The organism is Dactylosporangium sp. CS-033363 (assembly GCF_050942475.1).
Classification (GTDB): domain Bacteria; phylum Actinomycetota; class Actinomycetes; order Mycobacteriales; family Micromonosporaceae; genus Dactylosporangium.
Window position 1 is genome coordinate 5904054 of record NZ_CP192032.1, and the last position, 22891, is coordinate 5926944.

General features: G+C 73.2%; 25 protein-coding genes. 12 read left to right on the plus strand and 13 right to left on the minus strand.

Annotation, left to right across the window (positions count from 1 at the left end; all coding sequences use genetic code 11):
- The first annotated feature begins 181 nt into the window (after positions 1-181).
- Positions 182-1783, plus strand: a complete 1602-nt coding sequence (locus ACQPZ4_RS27245) for a glycoside hydrolase family 27 protein (protein ID WP_433041010.1) — start codon at positions 182-184, stop codon at positions 1781-1783.
- A gap of 18 nt (positions 1784-1801) precedes the next feature.
- Entirely contained in the window at positions 1802-1981 is a 180-nt protein-coding gene (locus ACQPZ4_RS27250; RefSeq protein WP_433066674.1) for an RICIN domain-containing protein, read from the plus strand.
- A gap of 47 nt (positions 1982-2028) precedes the next feature.
- On the opposite strand, the gene ACQPZ4_RS27255 is transcribed toward ACQPZ4_RS27250, so the two are convergent.
- Positions 2029-3468, minus strand: a complete 1440-nt coding sequence (locus tag ACQPZ4_RS27255) for a sigma-70 family RNA polymerase sigma factor (protein ID WP_433041013.1) — start codon at positions 3466-3468, stop codon at positions 2029-2031.
- A gap of 350 nt (positions 3469-3818) precedes the next feature.
- Here ACQPZ4_RS27255 and ACQPZ4_RS27260 point away from each other — a divergent pair, with 350 nt between their 5' ends.
- The 4 genes from ACQPZ4_RS27260 to ACQPZ4_RS27275 all read left to right on the plus strand — a co-directional run bounded on the left by ACQPZ4_RS27260 (position 3819) and on the right by ACQPZ4_RS27275 (position 10629).
- Positions 3819-6554 carry a beta-L-arabinofuranosidase domain-containing protein gene (locus tag ACQPZ4_RS27260; protein ID WP_433041016.1) on the plus strand — a complete coding sequence of 912 codons (2736 nt, stop codon included), beginning with the start codon at positions 3819-3821 and terminating at the stop codon, positions 6552-6554.
- Between the two features lie 94 nt (positions 6555-6648).
- Positions 6649-7755, plus strand: coding sequence for a cyclophane-forming radical SAM peptide maturase AmcB (amcB, locus tag ACQPZ4_RS27265; RefSeq protein ID WP_433041019.1), 1107 nt, complete (start codon positions 6649-6651; stop codon positions 7753-7755).
- Positions 7756-7762: 7 nt separating this feature from the next.
- A complete protein-coding gene (locus ACQPZ4_RS27270) occupies positions 7763-7954 on the plus strand; it encodes a hypothetical protein (protein WP_433041022.1) in 192 nt (63 codons plus the stop codon).
- Positions 7954-10629 (plus strand): tetratricopeptide repeat protein, encoded by a 2676-nt coding sequence (locus tag ACQPZ4_RS27275; protein ID WP_433041025.1) that lies wholly within the window; start codon positions 7954-7956, stop codon positions 10627-10629. The genes ACQPZ4_RS27270 and ACQPZ4_RS27275 overlap by 1 nt, the downstream gene beginning before the upstream one ends.
- 30 nt (positions 10630-10659) lie before the next feature.
- Here the strand turns inward: ACQPZ4_RS27275 and ACQPZ4_RS27280 are convergent, their stop codons facing one another.
- Positions 10660-11208: an RICIN domain-containing protein gene (locus ACQPZ4_RS27280; RefSeq protein WP_433041028.1), complete on the minus strand. Its 549-nt coding sequence runs from the start codon at positions 11206-11208 to the stop codon at positions 10660-10662.
- A gap of 46 nt (positions 11209-11254) precedes the next feature.
- On the minus strand, positions 11255-11722 hold the full coding sequence (locus ACQPZ4_RS27285) for a MarR family winged helix-turn-helix transcriptional regulator (protein ID WP_433041031.1): 468 nt from the start codon (positions 11720-11722) through the stop codon (positions 11255-11257).
- A 60-nt stretch (positions 11723-11782) separates the two neighbouring features.
- Between ACQPZ4_RS27285 and ACQPZ4_RS27290 the strand changes: the two genes are divergently transcribed.
- A complete protein-coding gene (locus ACQPZ4_RS27290; protein ID WP_433041034.1) occupies positions 11783-12583 on the plus strand; it encodes an alpha/beta fold hydrolase in 801 nt (266 codons plus the stop codon).
- Positions 12584-12594: 11 nt separating this feature from the next.
- Here the strand turns inward: ACQPZ4_RS27290 and ACQPZ4_RS27295 are convergent, their stop codons facing one another.
- Together ACQPZ4_RS27295 and phzG are read right to left on the minus strand one after the other, a co-directional pair.
- Positions 12595-12720, minus strand: a complete 126-nt coding sequence (locus ACQPZ4_RS27295) for a hypothetical protein (RefSeq protein WP_433041037.1) — start codon at positions 12718-12720, stop codon at positions 12595-12597.
- Between the two features lie 130 nt (positions 12721-12850).
- On the minus strand, positions 12851-13480 hold the full coding sequence (phzG, locus tag ACQPZ4_RS27300) for a phenazine biosynthesis FMN-dependent oxidase PhzG (RefSeq protein ID WP_433041040.1): 630 nt from the start codon (positions 13478-13480) through the stop codon (positions 12851-12853).
- A gap of 129 nt (positions 13481-13609) precedes the next feature.
- On the opposite strand from phzG, the gene ACQPZ4_RS27305 reads away from it, so the two are divergent.
- Positions 13610-14782 carry a molybdopterin molybdotransferase MoeA gene (locus ACQPZ4_RS27305; protein WP_433041043.1) on the plus strand — a complete coding sequence of 391 codons (1173 nt, stop codon included), beginning with the start codon at positions 13610-13612 and terminating at the stop codon, positions 14780-14782.
- 11 nt (positions 14783-14793) lie between these two features.
- Here the strand turns inward: ACQPZ4_RS27305 and ACQPZ4_RS27310 are convergent, their stop codons facing one another.
- From ACQPZ4_RS27310 to ACQPZ4_RS27335, 6 genes are all read right to left on the minus strand, one after another.
- A complete protein-coding gene (locus ACQPZ4_RS27310; protein WP_433041046.1) occupies positions 14794-15144 on the minus strand; it encodes an MmcQ/YjbR family DNA-binding protein in 351 nt (116 codons plus the stop codon).
- Between the two features lie 16 nt (positions 15145-15160).
- On the minus strand, positions 15161-15805 hold the full coding sequence (locus ACQPZ4_RS27315) for an SIMPL domain-containing protein (RefSeq protein ID WP_433041049.1): 645 nt from the start codon (positions 15803-15805) through the stop codon (positions 15161-15163).
- Between the two features lie 52 nt (positions 15806-15857).
- On the minus strand, positions 15858-16157 hold the full coding sequence (locus tag ACQPZ4_RS27320; RefSeq protein WP_433041052.1) for a hypothetical protein: 300 nt from the start codon (positions 16155-16157) through the stop codon (positions 15858-15860).
- Between the two features lie 281 nt (positions 16158-16438).
- Positions 16439-16801, minus strand: coding sequence for a hypothetical protein (locus ACQPZ4_RS27325; protein ID WP_433041054.1), 363 nt, complete (start codon positions 16799-16801; stop codon positions 16439-16441).
- Positions 16798-17490, minus strand: a complete 693-nt coding sequence (locus tag ACQPZ4_RS27330) for a cation transporter (RefSeq protein ID WP_433041057.1) — start codon at positions 17488-17490, stop codon at positions 16798-16800. The genes ACQPZ4_RS27325 and ACQPZ4_RS27330 overlap by 4 nt, the downstream gene beginning before the upstream one ends.
- A complete protein-coding gene (locus ACQPZ4_RS27335; protein ID WP_433041060.1) occupies positions 17490-17819 on the minus strand; it encodes an ArsR/SmtB family transcription factor in 330 nt (109 codons plus the stop codon). Before ACQPZ4_RS27335 ends, ACQPZ4_RS27330 begins: the two co-directional genes overlap by 1 nt.
- 61 nt (positions 17820-17880) lie before the next feature.
- Between ACQPZ4_RS27335 and ACQPZ4_RS27340 the strand changes: the two genes are divergently transcribed.
- Together ACQPZ4_RS27340 and ACQPZ4_RS27345 are read left to right on the plus strand one after the other, a co-directional pair.
- Positions 17881-18282: a BlaI/MecI/CopY family transcriptional regulator gene (locus ACQPZ4_RS27340; protein ID WP_433041063.1), complete on the plus strand. Its 402-nt coding sequence runs from the start codon at positions 17881-17883 to the stop codon at positions 18280-18282.
- A complete protein-coding gene (locus tag ACQPZ4_RS27345) occupies positions 18279-19271 on the plus strand; it encodes a M48 family metalloprotease (protein ID WP_433041066.1) in 993 nt (330 codons plus the stop codon). Before ACQPZ4_RS27340 ends, ACQPZ4_RS27345 begins: the two co-directional genes overlap by 4 nt.
- 418 nt (positions 19272-19689) lie before the next feature.
- Here ACQPZ4_RS27345 and ACQPZ4_RS27350 read toward each other — a convergent pair whose 3' ends face one another.
- A complete protein-coding gene (locus tag ACQPZ4_RS27350; protein ID WP_433041070.1) occupies positions 19690-20124 on the minus strand; it encodes a hypothetical protein in 435 nt (144 codons plus the stop codon).
- A gap of 183 nt (positions 20125-20307) precedes the next feature.
- Here ACQPZ4_RS27350 and ACQPZ4_RS27355 point away from each other — a divergent pair, with 183 nt between their 5' ends.
- On the plus strand, positions 20308-21021 hold the full coding sequence (locus tag ACQPZ4_RS27355; RefSeq protein WP_433041073.1) for a DUF1775 domain-containing protein: 714 nt from the start codon (positions 20308-20310) through the stop codon (positions 21019-21021).
- 29 nt (positions 21022-21050) lie between these two features.
- Here the strand turns inward: ACQPZ4_RS27355 and ACQPZ4_RS27360 are convergent, their stop codons facing one another.
- Positions 21051-21956 carry an NADP-dependent oxidoreductase gene (locus tag ACQPZ4_RS27360; RefSeq protein ID WP_433041076.1) on the minus strand — a complete coding sequence of 302 codons (906 nt, stop codon included), beginning with the start codon at positions 21954-21956 and terminating at the stop codon, positions 21051-21053.
- A 143-nt stretch (positions 21957-22099) separates the two neighbouring features.
- Here ACQPZ4_RS27360 and ACQPZ4_RS27365 point away from each other — a divergent pair, with 143 nt between their 5' ends.
- Positions 22100-22750 (plus strand): cysteine hydrolase, encoded by a 651-nt coding sequence (locus ACQPZ4_RS27365; RefSeq protein WP_433041079.1) that lies wholly within the window; start codon positions 22100-22102, stop codon positions 22748-22750.
- The last annotated feature ends 141 nt before the right edge of the window (positions 22751-22891 follow it).

Below are 22891 nucleotides of genomic sequence, written 5' to 3' on the forward strand. Positions count from 1 at the left end.
TGTTTTGCGGCATGGATGACGACCTATTGAACGCCGCGGAACATTGTGGCAACGTCACGAGTCGGCGGGTCTCCCCCGCCACACCCCGCCCCTCGTCGCCGCCGGTGTCCGACCCCCGCCAGGATCGGACTGTTAGCGCTCACATCCCGGGCGGCGATGCGGTACCGCAGAGGAGTACCAGATGCATGGAACGAGACCCTGGCTTGCCCGCACGGTCACGCTGCTGCTGGCCGCCGGCGCCGCCGTGTGGTTCATCGGCGTGCGCACCGCCGAACCGGCCCAGGCGCTGCCCAACAACCTCGCCCTCACCCCGCCGATGGGCTGGAACGACTGGAACGCGTACGGCTGCAACGTCTCCGAGACCCTGGTCAAGCAGACCGCGGACAAGATCGTGTCCTCGGGGCTCGCGGCCGCCGGCTACCAGTACGTGAACATCGACGACTGCTGGATGCAGCACAGCCGCGACGCGTCGGGCAACCTGCAGCCCGACTTCGCCAAGTTCCCCGACGGCATCTCCGGCACCGCCGCCTACGTGCACGGCAAGGGCCTCAAGCTCGGCATCTACGAGGACGCCGGCACCCTGACCTGCGCGGGCTACCCGGGCAGCCTCGGCCACGAGACGCAGGACGCGCGCACCTTCGCGGCGTGGGGCGTGGACTACCTCAAGTACGACAACTGCAACAACAACGGCAGTTCCACGACGCAGCAGTACATCGCCCGCTACTCCGCGATGCGCGACGCGCTCGCGGCGACCGGGCGGCCGATCGTGTACAGCATCTGCGAATGGGGCGTCAACGCGCCGTGGACCTGGGCGCCGAACGTCGGCAACCTGTGGCGCACCACGGGCGACATCCAGCCCAACTTCGGCAGCGTGCTGAACATCTTCCACCAGAACGTCGGGCTGGCCTCCTACGCCGGGCCGGGCGCCTGGAACGACCCGGACATGCTCGAGGTCGGCAACGGGATGTCCGCCACCGAGGACCGGGCCCACTTCAGCCTGTGGGCGCAGATGGCCGCCCCGCTGCTGGCCGGCAACAACCTGGTCAACGCGAGCGCCACGACGCTGTCCATCCTGGGCAACAAGGCGGTGATCGCGGTCGACCAGGATTCGGCCGGCAAGCAGGGCCGGATGGTGAGCTCCTCCGGCGGGCTGGACGTGCTGGCCAAGCCCCTCGCCAACGGGGACGTGTCGGTGGTGCTGTTCAACGAGAACACCACGACCGCGACGATCAGCACCACGGCCGCCGCGATCGGCAAGTCCGGCGCGTCGTCGTACGCGCTGAGCGACCTGTGGAGCGGGGCGAGCAGCAGCACGAGCGGCACGATCAGCGCCAGCGTGCCCGGGCACGGCGTGGTGATGTACCGGGTCGCCGGCGGTACCACCGGAAACCCCAGCGGCTCGACGACCACGATCCGCGGCACGGGCTCCGGCCGCTGCCTCGACGACCCCAACGGCAGCACGACCAACGGCGTGCAGCTGGTGATCTGGGACTGCAACGGCGGCGCGAACCAGCAGTGGACGTACACCGGATCCAAGCAGTTCCAGGTGCTCGGCAAGTGCCTGGACGCGTACAACAACCAGACCTCACCGGGCACGAAGGTGGAGATCTGGGACTGCAACGGCCAGACCAACCAGCAGTGGAACGTCAACGCCAACGGCACCATCACCGGCGTGCAGTCCGGGCTGTGCCTGGACGTGAGCGGCGGCGGTACCGCGAACAACTCGCTCGTGCAGCTGTGGACCTGCACCGGCGGCACCAACCAGCGCTGGACCCGCGCATGAACTGACCCGCCGCCGCGAATTTTCAGGTGGTGCGGCTCCGAACCACGTCGCCGACATCGGGGCGGTGGCTCGGGCCGGATCGTCGGTGCACCGTCAGGCCGCTGCATTGACGTGCCCGGCGCGTCGCACAGCAACGGCACCCGGGTCCAGCTCTACGACTGCTGGGGCGGCGCCAACCAGCAGTTCCGCCTGAGCTGATCCGAGGGCGTGGTGTGGCGGTCGCGCGCGGCCGCCACATCACCGTGTCAGGACAGCGCCGGGCGGACGGTGAACGTGCTGCCGGCCCGGAACTGCGCGGTGCCGTCGGCCTGGCGCACCCACAGCTGGTCGCCCTCGCGGTGGATGAAGTACCCGCGGTAGTTCGACGCCTCCAGCATCACGTCGCCGCCGCCGGTGCCCAGCGGGCAGAAGGTCGCGTCGCCGCGGAACAGCCACGTGCCTTCGTCGTGGCTGAGCCGCAGCCGCCAGGAGGCGTGCCGCAGGTACTGCCCGTCGGCGGCCCGCAACGAGTAGCAGTTCGCGTCGGCCAGGCCCGGCACCGCCTCGAACGTGGCCCGCCGGCGCGCCGCCGCCGTGTCGGGGGCGACGAGGATGCCGAGCTGCCCGTCAGTACCCAGGAAGCGGCCTGCGGCGACGTCGAGCTCCAGCGACACCGGTCCCGGGTGCAGGCCGGGCGGCGGCGTGGACGGCGCCGCCACTGACGGCAGCGCCACGGGCAGCGCCGGCTGGTCGCGATCCGGCCAGGCCACCGCGACGGCCGCGACCGCCGCCCCGGCGACGAGGGTGCCCGCCACGAGCTTCGCCACCGGCACCCCGGCCAGCCAGCCCGCCTTCGCCGCCGCCGGGGCCGCCGGGTGGCTCGCCACGGCGCCGGCGACCGGCCCGGCGTCGTGCATGGCGAGGCCGGCGGCGAGCGTTGCCGGTACCGGCAGAACCGCGAATCCGGTCAGCAGCCGCTCGGTGCCGACCATGCCCTCGGCCGCCCGCGCACAGGCGACGCAGGACCGGGTGTGCCGGGTGATCCGCTTGCGCCACAGCGGGCCGGGAATGCCGTCCCAGCCGGCGACCACCGTGTCCAGCCAGGGACAGCGGGGCCGGGCCTCCAGGGCCACGACGAGGACCCGGGCCTGCTCGAACCGGTCGCGCATCCGCTGGACTCGCACCCCGGCGTGCAGGACGCTGACGCCCAGCGCGGCGGCGAGCTCGGCGCGGGTCAGCTCCTCGCCGATCTCCAGCCACCACAGCGACCACAGCACCCGGTCCTCGGGGTCGAGCCAGCCGACCGCGCGGCCGACCTGCCGCCGCTGCGCGGACAGCTCCACCCGCAGCGTGGTGAGGTCCTCGAAGTCCTCGGCGTCCGGCGCGCCGCTGAGCACGTCCAGCGGCGCCCGGCGCGCGGCGGTGACGCGCTCCCGCTGCAGGAAGGTGCCGGCCTGCCGCACGGCGATCGCGGCCAGCCAGGCCCGGAAGCTCTCCGGCTCCCGCAGCGACGGCAGCTGCCGCAGCGCGCGCAGCATCGTGTCCTGCACGACGTCGTCGACCGCGGCCGGATGCCCGGCGAGGGCCCGGCGCACGATCGCGTACACCAGCGGGAGGTACGCCGCGACGAGGTCGTCGCGGGCCCGCTCGTCCCCGGCCCGCGCCGCGGCGACCAGCGGCGTCACGCTGCTCTTCGTGGTTCCCACTGTCGCATCACCGGCCCGTCGAGCGACCGCCACGACGGCGCGGCGGGCAGGCGGGCGCCGCCACGATCGGGGAAGTCGGGTCTCCATCACAGCACACCCGCGATCGTTCATCGACGACCGCAATCGCGACCTTCTCTCCCGCGCGGCCATAACACTTTTCCGAGCCCGCCGCTGTGATCGCTCACACCACATCGACAGCGAACGGCCTGCCTGGTCAAGCAGTTTCGAATCCATCGACTTTCAGCAACATGTGCTGCTATGTTAGCGCTCACTTTCGCGCGGCACCGGGCAAGCTCCGCCGGCTTGCCTCCGCTCGGTGCCGCCGCGCCCGGTGAAAGGAACGCACCCTCATGTCCTCACCCAGACTCTCCCGCCGCGGCCTGCTGCAGACGACCGGCGCCGCCGCCGTCGCGACCGCCGCCGCGCCGCTGTTCGCCGACGGTGCGGCCGAGGCCGTCGTCGCGCCCGCCCGGTCCGACATCGGCGTGGGCGCCTACGCGTTCGACCTCGGGCAGGTCCAGCTCGGCGCCGGACGATGGCTGGACAACCAGAACCGGACGCTGTCGTACCTGCGGTTCCTGGACGTGAACCGCATGCTGTACAACTTCCGCTCGAATCATCGCGTGTCGACGGGCGGGGCCGCGGCGACCGGCGGGTGGGACGCGCCGTCGTTCCCGTTCCGCACGCACATGCAGGGCCACCTGCTCACCGCCTGGGCGCAGGCCTATGCCGTGCTCGGCGACACCACCTGCCGCGACAAGGCCAATGCGATGGTCGCCGGGATGGCCGCCTGCCAGGCCAACAACGCCGCCGCCGGATTCAGCACCGGCTACCTGTCGGGCTTCCCCGAGTCGGACTTCACCGCCCTGGAGTCCGGCACGCTGTCCAACGGCAACGTCCCCTGGTACTGCATCCACAAGACCCTCGCCGGCCTGCTCGACGTGTGGCGGCTCATCGGCAGCACCCAGGCCCGCGACGTGCTGCTGGCCCTGTGCGGCTGGGTGGACTGGCGCACCGGGCGGCTCAGCGGCAGCCAGATGCAGTCCGTGCTCGGCACCGAGTTCGGCGGCATGAACGCCGTCCTCACCGACGTGTACCAGCAGACCGGCGACGCCCGCTGGCTCGCCGCCGCGCAGCGCTTCGACCACGCCGCGGTCTTCAACCCGCTCGCGTCGAACTCCGATCAGCTCAACGGGCTGCACGCCAACACGCAGGTGCCGAAGTGGATCGGCGCCGCACGGGAGTACAAGGCGACGGGCACGACCCGCTACCGCGACATCGCCGTGAACGCCTGGGCCATGACCGTGAACGCGCACTCGTACGTCATCGGCGGCAACAGCCAGGCCGAGCACTTCCGCGCGCCCAACGCCATCGCGGGGTACCTGACCAACGACACCTGCGAGCACTGCAACAGCTACAACATGCTGAAACTTTCCCGCGAGCTGTGGCTGCTGTACCCGGACAACACGGCGTACTTCGACTTCTTCGAGCGCACCCTGCTCAACCACGTCATCGGCGCCCAGAACGCGGCCGACAGCCACGGCCACGTCACCTACTTCACGCCGCTGAAGCCCGGCGGCCGCCGCGGGGTCGGGCCGGCGTGGGGCGGGGGCACGTGGAGTACCGACTACGACTCGTTCTGGTGCTGCCAGGGCACCGGCGTGGAAGTCAACACGAAGCTGATGGACTCCATCTACTTCTCCAACGGCACCACGCTCACGGTGAACCTCTTCGTCCCGTCGACGCTCACCTGGACCGCCCGCGGCATCACCGTCACCCAGACCACGGCCTACCCGGCGAGCGACACCACGACGCTGACCGTCTCCGGCGGCGGCTCCTGGACCATGCGCATCCGCATCCCGGCCTGGGCCACCGGCGCCACCGTCGCCGTCAACGGCACCGTCCAGTCGATCGCGGCCACGCCCGGCACGTACGCGTCACTGACCCGCACCTGGACGTCCGGCGACACCGTCACGGTCCGGCTGCCGATGGCCGTGGTCGCGCGGGCCGCGAACGACAACGCCAACGTCGTCGCGCTCACCGACGGCCCGGTCGTGCTGGCCGGCAACTACGGCAGCACGGCCCTGTCCGCGCTGCCGGCGCTGACCACCGCCTCGGTGACCCGCACCAGCACCACGGCGCTGGCGTTCACCGCCACCGCCAACAACACCACGGTCGGCCTCGGCCCGTTCCACGACGCGCAGGGCTTCAACTACACCGTCTACTGGAGCGCCAACGGCCAGGGCGGCGGTACGGGCACCGCGACCTTCCGCCTCGCCAACGCCGCGAGCGGCCTGGTGCTGGGCATCCAGAACATGTCCACCGCCGACGGCGGGCTCGCGCTGCAGTGGGCCGACAGCGGCACCGCCGACCACGACTGGGAACTCGTCACCGACGGCAGCGCCGTGCGGCTGCGCAACGCCAACAGCGGCAAGGTGCTGGGCGTGAACGGCATGTCCACCGCCGACAACGCGGCCGTGCTGCAGTGGACCGACAACGGCACCGCCGACCACCGCTGGTCCATTGTGGACAACGGCGACGGTACCCACAAACTGCGCAACGCCAACAGCGGCAAGGTCCTCGGCATCACCGGCAACTCCACCGCCAGTGGCGCGCCGGCGGTGCAGGCCCCGGACGACGGCAGCGCCGACAACGCGTGGCGCTTCCTGCCCGGCGGGGCGCGGCGCATCCAGAACCTCGGCAGCGGCCTCGTCCTCGGCGTCACGAACATGTCCACCGCCGACGGCGCGCTGGTGCTGCAGTGGGCGGACAACGGTACGAGCGACCACTTGTGGACGGCGGTCGTGGACTCCGGCGGGTACCTCCGGCTCCGCAACGCCAACAGCGGCAAGGTGCTCGGCGTCGAGAACGGCGGCACCGGCAACGGCGTCCGCGCGGTGCAGCTGCCCGACACCTCCGCCGCGGACCGCCGCTGGCGGCTGCGGTACGGCGCCAACGGGTACTTCCGCCTCCAGTCGGCGGGCGGGCGGGTCCTCGGGGTCAACGGCGCCTCGACCGCCCAGGGCGCGCAGGTCCTGATCTGGGACGACAACGGCACCAGCGACCACCTCTGGCGGTTCGTCTGAGGTCCGGCATCCCGGACTGGCATCCGCCGAACGGTACGAGGCTCTGGACATCCGGCGATTGACCCGTGCCGCTCGCAGCCGGGAGCCTTCGTGCATGGAGTTCCACCGGCATCTCAGCGGAACGTTCCAGACGGTCGTCGTCCAACCCACATCGCGCTGTGCCTGGGCATGTGAGTACTGCTATCTGCCGACGAAGGACCAGCGGCTCGAGATGCCGGTCCCGGTGGCCGAGGCGGTCGCCGCCAGCATCGCCGCGCAGGACGGCGACCGGCCGGTCACCGTCGTGTGGCACGGCGGCGAACCGCTGTCGCTGCGCCGGGACCGGTTCGAGCCGCTGCTGCGGCCGTTCGCCGGGCTGCAGGCCGCCGGCCGGGTCCGGCATGCGGTGCAGACCAACGCCGGGCTGATCACCGACGCATGGTGCGCGCTGTTCACGGCGTACGACGTATCTGTCGGCGTGAGCATCGACGGGCCGGCGTGGGCGAACGCGCAGCGCCGCGACGGCGCGGGAAATCCGACCTTCGACCGGGCGATGCGGGGCATCGCCACGCTCCAGCGCAACGGCCTGCCGTTCACGGCCATCGCGGTGGTCACCGCCGACACCGTCGGGCGGGCCGACGAGATCATGGAGTTCTTCGAGCGGCTCGGGGCCCGCCACGTCGGGTTCAACCTGGAGGAGCAGGAGGGGGCCAACACCCGCGACCCGGGCATCGGCCGCCCGGCCGCCGCGCGGTTCTGGCGGCACGTGCTGCTGCGCCGGGCGGCCGGGTCGGCGCTGCCGGTGCGCGAGATCGACCGGCTGCTGGCGCACCTTCGCCGGCGGCGGGCCGGCAACCGGCCGCCGCAGCCGCGCTACGACCCGATCCCGACGGTCGCCTGGAACGGTGACGTGGTCCTGCTCTCCCCCGAGCTGGCCGGCGTTCCCACCGCGTCGTACGGCACCTTCGTGGTCGGCAACGTCACGTCGCAGACCCTGCCGGAGCTCATCGGCCGGGCCCACGAGGTGCGCTACGTCGCCGAGTTCGGCCAGGCGCTCGAGCGGTGCGCCGCGGAATGCGAGCTGTACAGCTACTGCGGCGGCGCCCAGGCCGCCAACCGCTACTTCGAGACCGGCACGTTCGCCACCACCGAAACGGCGTACTGCAGCAACACGTACAAGGCGCTGATCGACGCGCTCAACGATCTCACGACGCACGTCTGAGGAACCGATGACCATTCTGGACACGCTCGCCGCCTCCCGGTCGGAGCTGCTGGCCCACCTGCTCGACGCGACCCACCCGGTCCTCGGCGACGACGATGACGACGACGACTGGAGCAAGTGGAGCAACTGGTCCAACTGGAATCCGCTGTGGGGCAAACACGACACCGACCCCGTGGTTCCCTGGCCGGGTCGTGCCTAGTGCCGCGGTGGCGGGCCGGCGACGACGGCGTGCCGACCGGCGGCGACTTCCTCTTCGTCAGCTACTCACGCGACGATGACGCCTACGTCCAGGGGCTGATCGCGTTCCTGGGCGAGCGCGGCGTGCCGGCCTGGCACGACCGCGAGATCCCGACCGGGCAGCGGTGGCAGACGGCCCTGCGCCAGTGCATCGAGGTGTGCGCCGGCGTGGTCGTCGTCATGTCCGCCGCGGCGGCGGCGTCGCGCTGGGTGGCGATGGAGGTCGCCCACGCCCGAACCGTCGGCAAGCCCGTCTTCGGCCTGCGCCTGGCCCAGGAGACCATCGACGCCGTGGCCGGTTCGCTGCAGGTCGAGGACGTGCGCGGCGACCGGATGCCGTCCGACGCGCTGGTCGCCCGGCTGCGCGGCGCGCTGACGGACCGGGTGCCGCTGCGGTACGCCGCCGGTGTGGTCCCGGATGCCGCCCACTGTTTCCAGCTGCGCCCGGTCGCGGCGCGCATCGAGGCGGAACTGGGCGGCAGCGGTTCCGTGATCCTCATGGGCGGGTCGGCCCGGATCCTCACCGGGCTGGCCGGCGTCGGCAAGACGCAGCTGGCCGCGGCCGTGGCCCGGCAGGCCCGCAACAACGCGGAGGTGGCGATCCTGCTATGGATCATCGCGACGAGCCGGAGCAACATCATGACCGCCTACGCGGCGGCCGGGCAACGGCTGCTGGACGCCGGCGACGACGTGGACGTGGCCGCCACCCGGTTCCTGGAACATCTCGCCGGTACCGCCGAGCGCTGGCTGATCGTGCTCGACGACGTGGGCGACCCGGCGCACCTGGAGGGCCTCTGGCCGCCCCGGACCGCCCGCGGCCGGGTGATCGTCACGACCCGGCGCGCCGACGCCGCGCTGAGCACGCACGGTGACGTCGTGCCCGTCGACGTGTTCACCGCCGCCGAGGCGCACCGGTTCCTGGCCGAGAAGCTCGCCGCCCACCCGGACCGGTTCACCGACGCCGACCTCGCGGGCGTCGCCGCCGATCTCGGCCATCTGCCGGTGGCACTGGCCCAGGCCGCCGCGTACATCCTCGATCTCGGCATCACCTGCGCGGGGTACCGCAGCCGGTTCTTGGATCGTCGCCGGACGATGGCCGACCTGGCACCGGGCAGCCTGCCCGACGACCACCGGCTCCCGGTGGCGGTATCGCTGTCGTTGTCCGTCGACGTGGCCGACACCCTGCGCCCGGCCGGGGTGGCCCGCCCGCTCCTGGCCGCCCTCAGCGTCCTGGACCCCAACGGCGTTCCCGTCGCGCTGCTGTCCACGACGGCGGTCCTGGACTATCTCACCCGCCACCGCGGCCCGGCCGCAGCCGCGCCGCCGGACGTGGACGGGGACGACGCGCGCGACGCCCTCGCGGTCCTGACGCGGCTCAGCCTGGCCGGCGTCGGCGCGGACCGGGTGACGGTGCACGGCCTGGTGCAGCGCAGCGTCCGCGAGGTGACGGACGCCGGCACGATGGCCGCCGCGATCCGGGCAGACGCCGCGGGCCTGCTGGCGATCTGGCCCGAGATCGAGCGGGACCCCGTCCTGAGCCAGACCCTGCGCGACAACACGGCCGCGCTCCGCCGGGTCGGCGAGGAGCAGCTGTGGCCGCTGTTGTTCCGGGCCGGTGAGAGCCTGGACGCGGCCGGGCTCACCGCCTCGGCCCTCGAGTACTGGGAGCGGCTGGCCTCCCGCGCCGGCGAGCTGCTCGGGCCCGACCACCCGGACAGCCTCACCGCGCGCAACAACCTCGCCGACGCCTACGAGGCGGCCGGGGCGCTCGACCGGGCGATCGAACTGTCGGAGCGGACGCTGGCCGACCGGGTGCGCGTGCTGGGCGCCGAGCACCCCGACACCCTGCGCTCGCAGACCACGCTCGCCCGCGCCTGCCAGTCGGCCGGGCGCCTGGACCGGGCGGTCGAGCTCTTCGAACGGGCCCTGGCCGCCCGGGAGCGGGTCCTCGGCGAGGACGATCCCCTCACCCTGGGCTCCCGCAACAACCTGGCCGGCGCCTACGCGGCGGCCGGCCGCACGGACGAGGCGATGGTCCTGTACGAACGGACCCTCGCCGACCGGGTGCGCGTCCTCGGCGCCGACCATCCCCGCACCCTGAGCTCACGCAACAACCTCGCCATCGCCTACGCGGCGGCGGGCCGCACGGACGAGGCGATCGCCCAGTACGAACAGACCCTGGCCGACCGGGCGCGCATCCTGGGCGGCGACCATCGCAGCACCCTGATCTCGCGCAACAACCTCGCCAACGCCTACGTGTCGGCGGGGCGCCTGGATCGGGCGATCGCGCTGTACGACCAGACGCTGACCGACATGGTGCGGGTGCTCGGCAGCGACCATCCCGACACGCTCGGCTCCCGCAACAACCTCGCGTACGCCCTCCAGGCGGCGGGGAGGCACGAGCGCGCCATCGCCCTGCACGAGGCGGTGCTGGCCGACCGGCTCCGGGTCCTGGGCCGGGACCACCCCGACATCGTGCAGTCGCGCGGCAACCTCGCCGGCGCCCTGGCGGCGGCTGGCCTGACGGAGCGGGCGATCGCCCTGTACGAGATCGCCCTGGCCGACGCCACCCGCCTGCTGGGCCCGGACAACCCGGTCACCCGGGCGCTCGAGCACGTGCTGGCCGGGCTGCGCTGACCGGCCCGGCCAGTACGCACGCTCGGCCCGCTACGCGCGGCGCACCCAGGTGAACCACTCGTTCTGGGCGTTGAAGTCGCAGGTGAACTGGATGACCAGGGCGCCGGGGGTCGAGCTGCCGCCCTGGATGTTCAGGCACTTGCCGCTCTTCATGTTCTTGAGCAGGTAGTAGTCGTCGATGCCCTCGCGCTTGGCGTAGATCGGCAGCCACCAGTCGTTGCCGCCGGCGCTGGCGGCCGCGCACGTGAACAGGATGACGTGGGCGCTGTTGGCCGTCGAGCCGCCCTGCACGTTGAGGCACTTGGAGCTGGCGACGTTGCGGATGTGGTAGTAGTACGTGCCGTTGGAGTCCTGCGGCCCGGGTTCGAACCAGTAGTTCATGACGTCGGTGTTGATCGGGTTGCTGAGCACGACCTGCGTGCTCTGGGCCGTGGCGCCGCCCTTGGGAATGATCCAGTTGCGGTGGTAGGCGTAGATCGACCACACGTCGGTGGCCGCGGCGGCCGGCGCCGCGTCGATCGCCAGCAGCCCGGCGGCGATCGTCGCCGCGGCGAGCACGGCCCTCAGGAGTCGGATCATGCGCTTGCTCCCCTCGTGATGTTCGCACCACGGTAGGAAGCGCCTGTTAAAGATGCGTTGGACCGCCGTCCTCGAGGATGTCGAGCAGATCCTGCAGGGTGCGCATGGCCTCGGCGAAGCGGTCGGCGCCGACGAGCCCGGCCCAGTGCTGCTCGATCTCGGCCACCCGGTCGCCGGCGTCGGCCAGGGCCCGCGCACCGAGGGGCGTGGGGCTGATCAGCTTCGCCCGGCCGTCGTCCGGGTCCGGCCGGCGTTCGAGGTAGCCCAGCGCCTGCAGGTCGTTCACGAGCTCCGACGTCGCCGCCAGGCTCAGCTGGGCGCGGGTGGCGAGCTCGGTCAGGCGTACCGCCTCGCCGCGCAGGTTGCCGAAGATCTGCAGGTGGGGCGGGCGCAGGTCGGCGTAGCCGCTGCCGGCCGCCGGTTCGAACAGTTCGGCGCGGAACTGCTGCTGCAGCCGGCCGAGCAGTTGCCCGACGGCGAGCCGGTCGGTGGGCAGGTCCCTTGACGACGTCACGGGATCGAATGATACTTCGGGTACCGAAGCTTCGGTTTCCGAAGTACATTTGGAGGAGCCATGAGCACCGTCGCCACCCGGCTCGGTCCGCTGCACGTCGAGGTCGACGGCGACGGGCCGCCGGCCGTGCTGTGGCCGAGCCTGTTCGTGGACTCGACCACGTGGACGCGGCTGCGGCCCGCGCTGGCCGCCGTCCGGCGGCTGATCCTCGTCGACGGGCCCGGCCACGGCCGCAGCGGGCGCCCGCCGGAGTCGTTCACCATGGACGACTGCCAGGCCGCGGCGGGGGACGTGCTCGACCGGCTCGGGATCACCGGCCCGGTCGACTGGCTGGGCAACGCCTGGGGCGGCCACACCGGCCTCGCCTTCGCCGCCGCACAACCCGATCGTGTACGCACCGTGCTCACCATCGGCACGCCGGTCAGCGCGCTGCCGGAGGGCGAGCGGCGCTCGATCCGGCTCGGGTACGCCGTGCACCGCCTCCTCGGCCCGCGCCCGGTCGCGACCGTCGTGGCCGATGCCCTGCTCGGCGGCGGGTACCGCAAGTCCGACCCAGAGGCGGCCCGGATCGTCGTCGCCGGGTTCGTGCGGTCCGACCGGCCGGGCATGCGGGCCGCGATCCGCAGCATCAGCCTCGACCGTACCGACGCCACCGGCCTGCTGCCGCAGGTCAAGGCGCCCACGCTGATGGTCACCGGGGCCGACGACGCGAGCTGCTCCCCGGCCGACACGGCGGCGTGGGCGGCACTCATCCCGAACGGGCAGCACCGGGTCGTGCCCGGCGCCGGTCACGTCGCGCCGCTGTTCGACCCGGCCACCGCCGACGTCATCGCGCAGTTCTGGGCCGACGGGACGAGCTGACCGGGGCGGCCTCAGCCCAGCAGTTCCCGATCGATCTCGCGCTGGTCGGCGACGCGCTCGCGTTCGTCGGCGGCCTGCTCACGCAGGTCGGCGAGGTGTTCACGCTCGCCCGCGACGCGGTCCCGCTCGTCGGCCATCTCGAGCCGCTGATCGGCGGCCGCCTCCCGGCCCTCGGCCCGCCGGTCGCGCGAGTCGGCGGCGCGCTGCCGGAGCCGGAGGATGTCCTCACGCCGCCCGGCCGCAAGGTCGCGTTGATCAGCGGCGGGCTCAGGGCTGCAGGCGTTGCGGCGTCCAGCCCGCGGCGCCCCGGTCGTACCGCAGCCGCCGGTGCAGCCGGTCGACGCTGCCGTGCCAGAACTCGATGCCGGCCGGCGTCAGCCGGTAGCCGGCCCAGCCCTCCGGGCGGGCGATTGTTTGGCCCGTGGCCAGCAGGTCGGCGGCGCGCCGCCGCAGCGCCGTCTCGTCGTCCAGCGGCGCGCTCTGCCGGGACGCGGCGGTCGTGGCCTGCGCGGCGGCGGGCCGCTCGGCGAACAGCGCGTCGGACTCCGCCGGCGGCAGCTGCTGCACCGGCCCGGTGACATGGATCTGCTGCACCGTCTCGCGCCAGTAGAACGTGGCCGAGGCGTAGGGCCGCGCGGCGAGATCGGTGCCCTTGCGGCTGCCGGTGTGGCTGGTGAAGATCAGCCCGCCGGCGTCGATGCCCTTGAGCAGCACGACCCGGCTGGACGGCGTACCGGCGGCGTCGGCGGTGGCCAGCAGGATCGAGGCCGGCTCGCGGACCCCGCGCGCGACGGCGGCGTCCAGCCATTCGCGCAGCAGGGCGACCGGGTCGCCCGGCGGCTCGTCGAACTCGGGCAGCACCAGCGCGGTGTCACCCGTCAGCGTCTCGCCCGTCATGATCACAATCATAGCGATCGACCTCGGGCCGCGGCCTCACAGCGGTGGCATCGGGATCGGGAGGTCTTGGTTGCACGCCCGAACCCGCCACGCCACGCCCGTGACACCCGCTCGCGGTTCGGTGTGCGCATGCCGACCCTCGCGCCGCTGACGGACACCGCCATGCCCTGGGCCCAGGCCCACGCCACGGCCCGGGCCGCCGCCGGGCCGCTGCCCGCGATCCGGGTGCCGGTCGCGGAGGCGGCCGGGCAGATCCTCGCCGGGCCGATCCGCGCCGCCGTCACCGCGCCGGGGTTCGACACCGCGGCCATGGACGGGTACGCCGTCGCCGGACCGGGCCCGTGGCAGGTCGTCGGCCGGGTCCTCGCCGGCCGCCCGGCCCACCCCCGGCCGCTGCGTCCCGGCGACGCGGTCGAGATCGCCACCGGGGCCCGGGTTCCGGCCGGGACCGGCGCTGTCGTGCCGTACGAGGACTGCCATCGCGACGGCGGCACCGTGTCCGGCGCCCGCACGGCCCGGACCCACATCCGGCGGGCCGGCGAGGACGCGGCGCCCGGCGACCTGCTGGTGCCCGCCGGGCGGCCCGTCACCGCCGCCGCCGTGGCCGCGGCCGCGCAGGTCGGCGTCGAGGAGGTCCTGGTCCGTCCCCGGCCCGGCGTCGGCCTGCTCATCACCGGCGACGAGGTCGTCCTGCGCGGACGGCCCGGCCCCGGCCAGGTCCGCGACGTGTTCACGCCGCTCGTCACCGCCGTGACCGCCCGGGCCGGCGGCGAGGTCCAGGCGTCCCGGCGCATCGGCGACGACCCGGACCTGTTGCGGGAGGCGATCGACGCCTCGCCCGCCGCGGTCCTGGTCGTCACCGGCTCGTCCTCCGCCGGTGCCGCCGACCACCTCCGCACCGTGCTGCACCAGCGGTCCGCGACCTGGCACGTCGACGGCGTCGCCTGCCGGCCCGGACACCCGCAGACCCTCGCCCGCACCCCCGGCGGGACCTGGATCGTCGGCCTGCCCGGCAACCCGTACGCCGGCCTCGTCGCCGCCCTCACCCTCCTCGAACCGCTGCTCGCCACCCTCGCCGGCCGCCGGCGGCAACCCCTGCCCGTCGCGCCCGTCACCGGCGAGGCGGCGACCCTGCCCCGCGCGGCCCGCGTCGTCCCGGTCGAGACGGGCCCGGACGGCGCCCGCATCGTGCCCGGGGCCCGGTCCGCCAGCCTCCGGGCCGCCGCCACCGCCGATGCCCTGGCCGTGCTCGGCCCCGGCTGGAGCCCCGGCGGCGCGGCGCCCCTGCTGCACCTGCCCTGACCGCGCCCGGCCTACCTCGGGTGCAGCTCGAGGTACTGCGTCCACACCTTCTTCGGCACCGTCATGATCCAGGCGTTCACGATGAGCTCGTCCAGCTCCTGCAGATCAAGAGCCGACAACCAGGCACAGACCCAGTTGTACCGCATGTCGCTCGCCGAAGGCAGGAAGAACTTGTCCGGCTCGCCTTCGACCAGCGCGGCCCGGGCTTCCTTCGGGTACCCGAAACCCAGGCTCGTCTCGTCCCGCGACAGCGCCGCGAACACGATCGCCCCGACCCGCCACTTGATCCGGTCCCGCACGACCACCTCATAGGCGCGCGGCAGGTCGACCGTGATCGCCCGGATGTCGTCGACGCCGACCACGGCCGTCCACCCTCTCTCAGTCGCGCGCGATGGCATACCCGACGATCGCCGCCGCCGACACGATGACGTGCCCGGGCGCGAGGTTGGCCTCGAGCGCGTCGGCGGTCGCGCTGGCGTGCGTACGGTACCGCTGCGCATGGGGTGAATCGGCATCGACATCCTCGACGTGCAGGACCGCCCCGAGGCGCACGCCCGCCGAGTCCGCGTACAGCTCGGCCTTGGCCCGGGCCGCCGCCATCGCCTTCTGCCGCGCGCCGGCCCGCAGCTCCCGCTTGGCCGACACGTCGAAATCGACGCCCTCGATCTCATTCGCCCCGGCCGCGACCACGTCGACCAGCATCGGCTCCACGTCGTCCAGCGCCCGCGACTCGACCGCGAACCCGGCGTGACACAGGTACCCGATCACCCGGGTCGTCCCGTCGACATACTCCGTCGCCGTCTTGAGGTCCAGCCGCGACGACTGGACATCCCCGTCGGACACGCCGTGCTCGCGCAGGACGGCCCGGACCGCACGGACCGCGGTACGAGATGCCTCGAAAGCCTCGGCGGGCGTCCGCTCCGTCCGCGAGATCTTGAACCGCACCCGGACCAGGTCCGGCATGGCCTTCACACTCGCAGCCCCGAAGACCGCGATCCCCCATGGATGCTCAACCATCTGCATGGCGCGGACTGTAACCACGCCCATCGAAGCGGATGGACTCCTCCGGATCGAGCTACCGCACAACCGCCCGCAGCGCGGCGGCCCCGGACTCGTCGAGCCAGTCGCCGAACGTCCGCAGCCCCGGGTGGATGACCCGCAGCGCCTCGATGTCCGCATGCCACCGCCCGCCGCGGCGCCACCGCCGGACCGTCTCGATGAACATCGGCCCGAGCGCGGCCGCCTCCTCGTCGCCGATCTGCTCGTACCGCACCGCCACCCCGGTCGCCGCGCTGATCGCCGCCACCGCCTCGACCGGCGTCGGCTCGTCCCCGGCGGTCCTGGCCGCGAGCCACCCTGTCCGCCGCGACGGCACAGTTCACCGGGGCCCTGCACCGCCTGCTGGTCGCCGGCGCCGCGCTGCGCTCGGCCCATCGCAACCGCACCCGCGGTACCCGTCTGGTGCGCCAGCCTCTCACCGCGCTGCTCGCGAAACCCGCCGAGATCCGTGACAACGAGACGGGGGCTCGTCACGAAACGGGCTTCTGCCTCCAGTGCGGGACCCGCCTGCGCATCCGCCCGACCGGCCGCCCGCCCAAGTACTGCGGCCCGACCTGCCGCCAACGCGCCCGCCGCCGGCGCTCGCAGGCCTGACGATCAGGCGGCTCGCATACGGTGACTGGCGAGATGGATCCGGCGGTGGGCGTAACCGGGCCACCGGGAGTCGGTGTCGCCCCGGTACTTCACGACGCTGAGCCGCACGGCCGGCGCCACGATGCCGGCCAGTGGGGCGTCGAGCTCGAACACCAGGTCGTCGAGGTCCTCGGCGACCGCCTCGTTGTCCTCGCGCAGGCAGACGTGCACGACGATCTCGTCCGGCGTGGCCTGCACGCTGACGCCGAGCACCTCGGGGCCGATGAGGCCCTGTGACGCCTGCAGGACGAACAGGGTCGCCCAGTTCTCCCAGTCGAGCCGCGGCCCCGCCCCAGGGCCGGTCAGCACCGCCGGGTATGTCGTCACGTCGCCGGCGAGCAGCAGTCGGGCTCGGAATGCAGGGCCCGGGCCGGTTGGCAGCACGCGTCGCCGCGCCAGGCCTCGCGGCCCTCCTTGACGGCGACCGCGGCGATGGCCAGCGCCGCCGCCGGGTCGGCCCACCACCACCCGAACAGCATGTTGACGGCGAGCCCGGCCAGCAGGACCGCGGACAGGTACGTGCACAGCAGCGTCTGCTTCGAGTCCGCGACCGCCGAGGCCGATCCGAGTTCCCGCCCGGCGCGGCGTTGCGCGGCCGACAGCAGGGGCATGACGGCGAGCGAGACCGCGGCCAGGACCAGCCCGGCCGCCGAGTGGCCGGCCCGGTCGCCGAGCAGCAGTGCCCGGGCCGATTCGGCGGTGACGTAGGCGGCCAGCGCGTAGAACGACACCGCGATGATGCGCAGCGCCACGCGTTCGCGGCGCTGGGGGTCGGACCCGGAGAACTGCCATGCGACCGCGGCGGCCGAGGACACCTCGATCACCGAGTCGAGGCCGAAGCCGATGAGCGCCGTCGAGGACGCCCGGGTGCCGGCGGTGATGGCGACGACCGCCTCGACGACGTTGTACGTGATGGTCGCCGCGACGAACAGCCGCACCCGGCGGGTGAGGACGGACCGGCGCGCCGCGGTGGGGCCGGGCGAGGGCCGCGGGGTGAGCGGCAGCGGTACGGCCATCAGCAGCACCCCTCCCGCTCGGCGGCCGGGCACGCGGCCGGGTCGACGGCCAGCACCAGCCCGAGCAGGTCCCCCAGCGCGTGCGCGAGGCGGGGGTCGGCCAGCTCGTACCGCGTGCGGCGGCCCTCGGGGACGGCGACCACCAGGCCGCAGCCGCGCAGGCAGGCGAGGTGGTTGGACAGGTTCTGCCGGCTGGTGCCGAGGGTTGCGGCGAGCTCGGCCGGGTAGCCGTGGGCCTCGCGCAGGGCGAGCAGCAGCCGGGCGCGGACCGGGTCGGACAGGGCGTGGCCGAACCGGGCGAGCACCTGCCCGTGCGTCAGCGTCTCCACCCCTGCGATAGTACAGCCAATGCTGAATTCAGCCACCCATGTACCAATACCCCGGGTTACGATGGCGCTTCGTCGGTGGGAGGGACGCGAGGTGCAGGGGTTCGGCGACTTGGAAGCGGCGCTCATGGAGCTGCTGTGGGAGCGCGGCGAGCCCACCACGGTCCGCGAGACGCTGGACGGGCTGCAGTGGCACCGCGAGCTCGCCTACACGACAGTCCTGACGGTCATCGACAACCTGTACCGCAAGGGCTGGCTGCACCGCGAGCTCGACGGCCGCGCGTACCGCTACACGCCGGCCCTGACCCGCGAGCAGTGCGTGGCCCGGGCGATGCACAACGCGCTGGTCGACAGCGGCGACCGGATCGAGGCGCTGACCCACTTCGTCGGGCAGATGAGTCTCGACGAGGCCGTGGCGCTGCGGGCCGCGCTGCGCACCTACGAGCGCCGGATCGCCGGCCGGTGAGCCCGTTCCTGCTGGCCGCCTTCACCGTCGTGCTGGCCCTGTCGGCGGCGCCGCGGCTGGCGTCCGCGCGCTGGGTCGTGCGCGCGCCCCGGCTCGCCGTCGGCGCCTGGCTCGGACTGTCCGGTGCGGTGCTGCTCTCGGCCGTGCTGACCGGTCTGACGCTGCTGCTGTACTGGGACCGCGCCCACGACCTGGTCAAGGGCGCCTGGCACATCTGCCTCGACGCCCTGCTGGGCCGCCACGACCGCCCGGCACAGGCGGCCGCCGCGATGGGCCTGGCGTTGCTGCTCGCCCTCGGCGAGCGACTCGCCGTCCACGCGCGGCGGCTCGTGGTCGCCGCCCGGGCCCGCCGCGCCGAGCTGCGGCTCGCGGTGCGCATCGGCGGGCTGCCCTCGCCCCTGCCGGGGGCCAGCGTCGTGCGCCACGGCGAGCCCGCGGCGTACCTGCTGCCCGGGCCGAGCCTGCCCGGGCGCCCGGCCGAGATCGTGCTCACCACGGCCGCCGTCGAGCGCCTGAAGCCACCGGAGCTGGCCGCCGTCCTAGCACACGAGCACGCGCACCACGACGGCCACCACTACGAGATCACGCACTGGATGCGCCTGCTCACCGCCGCCTTTCCGCGGGTGAGCTGCTTCCGGGTCGGCCGCCGGCAGGTGGACCGGCTGGTCGAGCTGTGCGCCGACGACGCCGCGACCCGGCGGGCGGCGCGCATCGACCTGGCCCGGGCGCTGGTCAGCATGGCCCAGCCGGCGTCCGGGCCGCCGGGCACGCCGCCGGGCACGCCGTCGGGCACGCCGCCCGGGGTCCTCGCCGCCTGCGGCGGCGACGGCCTGGAACGGCTGCACCGGCTGCTGGCCCCGCCGCGCCCGCTGCCGTGGTCGTCCCGCGCCGCGATCGTGACCGCGATCGCCGCCATCCTGCTCGCTCCGGCCGCGATCGCCACGTTCGACCGGTACGTCGCCTGGGCGCCGGCGGTGCTGTTCCTGTAGCGCCCGGCTCGTGCGGGCCTGCGCGCGCCCCGGCAGCTCGACGGCCGCCAGGAGACACCGCGCGAATCCTGGCAGTGAAGTCCCCGATCAGCCCGAGCGCGAGCCTCAGCCCGCACAAGCGCCCGCGGCCGCGAACGGGCCGCGAACGCAAACGCGCCGCGAACGCAAACGCGCGCCGCGAACGCGAGCGGGCCGTGAACGCGAGCGGGCCGTGAACGCGAGCGGGCCGTGAACGCGAGCGGGCCGTGAACGCGAGCGGGCCGTGAACGCGAGCGGGCCGTGAACGCGAGCGGGCCGTGAACGCGAGCGGGCCGTGAACGCGAGCGGGCCGCGCCGGAACGACACCCAAGGGGATTGGATTTGGCCGGCGCGGCCCGCGGGGCGATGCTACTACTAATGTGCTTAGGAGTCACGCGCCTCAACTGGAGGCGATGGACAGGCCCGAGTCGCCGGGCCCGGTGCTGAGCTGCGTGCCCTCGGCGAACGCGCTGTCGAAGCGCGCCTGCAGGGCGTCGAGCTGTGAGAACTCCGCGCTGTGGGCCGACTCACTGCCCTGCGCGGCGAAGACCGAGTCCGACGACTCCGAGTCGTTGGAGTAGTTCGTGAAGTCCGTCGACTCGTACCGGCTGCCGTCGGCCCCCTCGAACTCGACGTGCTGGCCGGTCTGGAAGTCGGTGGACTCCGACGCGCTGTGGTCCTCGCCGTAGACGCCGAACTGGGACGCGAAGTCCTGCTCGCTGCCCGAGGCCTGGTGCAGCTGGTCCAGCGCACCGGACTCCTGGCCCATCTCGAACTGTCCGTATTCCATGCCGCCCGCCTCGTGCCCGCCGCCGAAGTCGCCGTACTCGCTCATCAGGTTGGTCCTCTCATACCAGGGGAATGGCTCCGATGAGCCTGACACTACTATCTCGCTTCGTAGACATGACTCCCGAAATCGTGCCAGCCGCTGACAGATGGCCGTCTCCAGCTCGACCTCCTAACTGGGGTAGTTGTACGGTACCGGTCGGCTCGATCCCCCAGCACGAGGAGCGCCGTCATGGTGAACAACGGCCTGCGACGCCTGGCCGCGTACGGCGCCGCGATCACGGCCGGCCTCACGGCCGTGCTGCTGCCGGCCGTACCCGCCGCCGCCCATGTGACGGTCAGCGCGGACAACCCGCAGGCCGGCGCGCGCAACGTCGCGATCACGTTCACCGGCGAAGGCGAGTCGTCGAAGGCCGGCATCAGCGCCGAGCGGGTGGCCCTGCCGCCCGGGATCGCGATCGGCGACGTCCAGCTCGTCGCCGCACCGGCGGGCTGGACGTTCAGCGCCGGAACGGACGGCTACACGATCTCCGGCCCGGCCCTGCGCCCGCGCGCCGACGCGGTGCACACCATCCGCGTCGCGCGACTGCCGCTCGAGACGCGCACCCTCGCCTTCAAGACCCTGGAGACGTACAGCGACGGCAGCGTCGCCCGCTGGATCGACCTGCCCGAGCCCGGCAACCCGGAGCCGCAGCATCCCGCTCCCCTGCTGACGCTGCACCCGGCGGCCGTGCCGAGCTCCGCCCCGAGTACCGTCCCGAGCCCAGCCGCCGAGCCGGGCACCATGACGCCCGTGACCGGCAGCCCCACACCGGTTGCCGCGGACACCGGCACGGGCAGCGGCAGCACGGTGGCCGCGATCGCGCTCATGTCCGCCGCGCTGCTGGTCGTCGTCGGCGTGCTGGCCCTCGTGGTGCGCAGCCGGCGACCCCGCGCCAATTCGTGAAGCCGGCCGCGAACCACGGCCCGGCCCGCCTACGCCACGAGCACGATGCGCGCGCGGACGGCACCCGACTCCAGGCGGCGGTGGGCCTGCGCCGCCTCGGGCAGCGGCATCGTGATGCGCTCCCGCATGCGCAGGCGGCCCTCGGCCAGCAGGCTCATCGCCTCGGCCAGGGCGCCGGGCGCACGCTGCGGGGTCGGGGACGACAGCCGCACCCCGAAGTCGCGGGCGTGCGGGTCGGACAGGGTGAGCACGCGGCCGGGCGAACCGGCGAGGGCGATCGCGTCGGCCAGTACACCCGTGCCGGCCGCATCGAAGACGGCGTCGACCGGCCCTTCCGCGCGGATTCGGGCGATCAGGTCCGGCCCGGCGACGACGGGCGTCGCGTCGAGTGCACGGGCCAGGTCCGCGTCGGCGGGTGAGCGCACGACGCTGAGCACCCGCACGCCGCGGGCCGCGGCAAGTTGGGTGGCGATGATGCCGACCGCGCCGGCCCCGCCGAAGAGCACAAGGGACTGGCCTTCGTGTACCGCCAGCTCTCGCAGTACACCCGCTGCTGCTTCTGCCGAGCTCGGCAGGGCCGCCGCATCGGCCCAGGGGACATTGGGTGGTTTTGGCGTCCAGGTGGCGGCGAGCGCATATTCCGCGTAGCCGCCGAGTTCGAGCAGCAGCGCGGCCACCTCGTCGCCGACGCTCGCGCCGGTGACGCCGGGTCCCAGTGCGTCGACGGTACCGGCGGCCTCGAACCCGAGCACCGCCCGCGGCGGCAGCGCGAACGCCTTCAGGTGCCCCGACCGGATCGCCAGGTCGGTCGGGCTGACGCCGGCCGCGTGCACCCGGATGCGGACCTGCCCCGGGCCGGGCTCCGGCAGCGGCACGTCGGTCCAGGTGAGCACGTCGGGCGGGCCGAATCCGTCCAGCACCACGGCCTTGGGCATCGCAGGCTCCTCACGCATCGGGCCGGGGCAGCGCTCCCGGGGCCATCGCAGCATACGTGACATGTCATGTATTTGGTGGTGACCGGCGCCACGCCGAACCGCCGGGCGCGATTGCGGGGCCTTGCATCGGGTAGGGCGCCGCGATGGAGATCCGGCAGGCCGACACGGCGGTCGTGTACACCGATCCGCAGAACGACGTGCTGAGCGAGCACGGCACCAGCTGGCCGGAGGTCGGCGCCAGCGTGACGGAGAACGGGACCGTCGCGAACATGGAGCGCATCTTCCAGACCGCGAAGCAGTACGGCTATCCGGTGTTCATCTCACCCCACTACTTCTACCCCACCGACCACGCGTGGCAGTTCGACGGCCCGCTCGAGACCGCCGAGCTCGACACGCACACCTTCGACCGGTCCGGGTCACTCGAACTGGCCGGTTTCGTGAACTCCGGAGCGGACTGGCTGGATCGCTTCAAGCCCTACATCCAGGACGGCAAGACGGTCGTCGTCAGCCCGCACAAGGTGTTCGGGCCGCAGAACAACGACCTCGTCCTGCAACTGCGCAAGCGCGGCATCCAGAACATCATCCTCGGCGGCATGCTCGCGAACATGTGCGTCGAGGCGCATCTGCGCGAGTTCCTCGAACAGGGCTTCGAGGTCGCCGTGGTCAGCGACGCCACCGCGGGACCCCGCCACCCGGACTGGGGCGACGGCTACCAGGCCGCGATCGTCAACTACCGGTTCCTGGCCCACGCGGTACTGTCCACCGACGAGACCGTCGCGAGCATGGCCCACTGACAACCGTTTGTCTGAAGCTCGGAGCAGGGCTCGGCCGGATCGTTGCCGGGCGACAGCCACGTGCACAGCGAGTGGTCCTGGGACACCGCGGTGGGCGACATGGAAGGCCGAGCGCGCGGGAGCCTTCGACCCGGCCACGTT